We start from the raw sequence: 2,204 nt of genomic DNA, 5'->3' as shown, positions 1-2,204 counted from the left end.
GCCCTCCCATGAACACCCCCCTCACCCCCGCGCCCATCTCGCCGGTGCAAGAAATCGTGGCCGAGATGCGCGCCGGGCGCATGGTCATCCTGGTGGATGAAGAAGACCGCGAAAACGAAGGCGACCTGGTGCTGGCCGCCGACCATGTCACGCCCGAGGCCATCAACTTCATGGCGCGCTTTGGCCGGGGCCTGATCTGCCTGACGCTCACGCGCGAGCGCTGCGAGTTCCTCAAGCTCCCGCCCATGGCCACGCGCAACGGCACCGCCTACAGCACGGCGTTTACCGTATCGATCGAGGCCGCCGAGGGCGTGACCACCGGCATCTCGGCCGGCGACCGTGCGCGCACCGTGCAGGTGGCCGTGTCCAGGAGCAGCCAGGCCAGCGACCTGGTGCAGCCCGGCCACATCTTCCCGCTGCAAGCGGTGGACGGCGGCGTGCTCATGCGCGCAGGCCACACCGAGGCCGGTTGCGACCTGTCGGCCATGGCGGGCTGCAGCCCCGCCGCCGTGATCTGCGAGATCATGAAAGACGACGGCACCATGGCGCGCCTGCCCGACCTGCAGGTGTTTGCGGCCGAGCACGGCATCAAGATCGGCACCATCGCCGACCTGATCGAACACCGCAGCCGCACCGAGTCGCTGGTCGAAAAGGTGGGCACGCGTACGCTGCAAACGGCCTACGGCGAGTTCACCGCCCACGCGTACCGCGACAAACCCAGCGGCGCGGTGCACCTGGCATTGGTCAAGGGCCAGTGGGGCGCGGACGAAGTGGTGCCCGTGCGCGTGCACGAGCCACTGTCGGTGCTGGATGCGCTCGAAGTCAACCGCTCCATGCACTCGTGGGGGCTGGACACCAGCCTGCACTATCTGGATGCGCAGGGCAAGGGCGTGGCCGTGCTGCTCAACTGCGGCGAAAGCGCCGCGCAGCTGCTGGCCCAGTTTGAAGGTACCGCCCGCGCGGCCCAGGCACCCGAGCGCGGCCGCATGGACCTGCGCACCTACGGCGTGGGCGCGCAGATTTTGCGCGAATGCGGCGTGCAAAAGATGCAGCTCATGGGCCAGCCACGGCGCATGCCCAGCATGGCCGGTTATGGCCTCGAAATCACCGGCTACATCCCCAAGGAATAAACCATGTTGAATGCAGACAAGGGAGCCGCAAACGGGCTCGACGGCAGCAAGCTGCACATCGGCATCGTGCAGGCGCGCTTCAACGAAGGCATCACCAACGCACTGGCCAAGGCCTGCCGCGAAGAACTGCAGGCCCTGGGCGTGCCAGACGATCACATCCAGCATGTGCTGGTGCCGGGAGCCTTGGAGGTGCCCGTGGCGCTGCAGGCCATGGCCGAAAGCGATGAATTCGACGCTCTGATCGCGCTGGGCTGCATCATCCGCGGCGAAACCTACCACTTCGAACTGGTGGCCAACGAATCGGGCGCTGGCGTGACCCGGCTGGCGCTGGACTACCAGTTGCCCATTGCCAACGCCATCATCACCACCGAAAACCTGGAACAAGCCATTGCCCGCCAGACCGACAAGGGCCGCGACGCCGCCCGCGTGGCCGTGGAAATGGCGAACCTGCTGGAAGAACTGTCATGACCGATCCCACCACGCCCGCTGCGCCCCCTTCTGCATCCCCCGCTGCACGCCCACCCAAGCAGGCGCGCACTGGCGTCAAGAGCAACGGCGTGCGCAAGGCGGCGTCCAAGTCCAACCGCAGCCGCGCCCGCGAGTTCGTGCTGCAGGCGCTATACCAGCACATCGTGGGGCGCAACGAAGCCACGGCCATTGACTCGTTCACGCGCGATCTGGCCGGTTTTCACAAGGCCGACGCCGCGCATTACAACGCCGTGCTGCACGGCTGCATCAACACGGCAGCCGAGCTCGATGCCCTGATCACGCCGCTGCTCGACCGCAAGATGGCCGAGATCTCGCCCATCGAGCACGCCACCATGTGGATCGGGGTGTACGAGTTTCAGCACTGCCTGGATGTGCCCTGGCGCGTGGTGCTCAACGAGTGCATCGAGCTGGCCAAGGAATTTGGCGGCACCGACGGCCACAAATATGTAAATGCCGTGCTCAACGGCCTGGCGCCCCGCCTGCGCACGGCCGAAGTGGCCGCCGACAAGGGCGCAGCGCCTGCCACCGCCCCCGCCAGCCCCGACGCTGTCCCTTATACACATCTCCCAGCCCCCGAGACAAGCC

Annotated in this window: 3 protein-coding genes; all 3 read left to right on the top strand. The window is 66.8% G+C overall.

Annotated features, from left to right (window positions below):
- Positions 1-8 precede the first annotated feature (8 nt).
- Positions 9-1,130: a bifunctional 3,4-dihydroxy-2-butanone-4-phosphate synthase/GTP cyclohydrolase II gene (gene ribBA, locus DTW89_RS18975; protein WP_024815790.1), complete on the top strand. Its 1,122-nt coding sequence runs from the start codon at positions 9-11 to the stop codon at positions 1,128-1,130.
- A 3-nt stretch (positions 1,131-1,133) separates the two neighbouring features.
- On the top strand, positions 1,134-1,598 hold the full coding sequence (ribH, locus tag DTW89_RS18970) for a 6,7-dimethyl-8-ribityllumazine synthase (protein ID WP_114657063.1): 465 nt from the start codon (positions 1,134-1,136) through the stop codon (positions 1,596-1,598).
- Positions 1,595-2,204 (top strand): transcription antitermination factor NusB (gene nusB / locus DTW89_RS18965; protein ID WP_114657062.1); only part of this gene is annotated, 610 nt, incomplete at its 3' end. The genes ribH and nusB, both read left to right, overlap by 4 nt.

The organism is Acidovorax sp. BoFeN1, from assembly GCF_003345135.1.
Classification (GTDB): Bacteria; Pseudomonadota; Gammaproteobacteria; order Burkholderiales; family Burkholderiaceae_C; genus Acidovorax; species Acidovorax defluvii.
Note: the sequence above shows the minus strand (reverse complement) of the source record. Positions and strands in the feature narration are given on the sequence as shown.

Coding starts and splice junctions, on each gene's coding strand:
- ribH (WP_114657063.1), top strand. CDS start 1,134: ATGTTGAATGCAGACAAGGGAGCCGCAAACGGGCTCGACGGCAGCAAG.
- ribBA (WP_024815790.1), top strand. CDS start 9: ATGAACACCCCCCTCACCCCCGCGCCCATCTCGCCGGTGCAAGAAATC.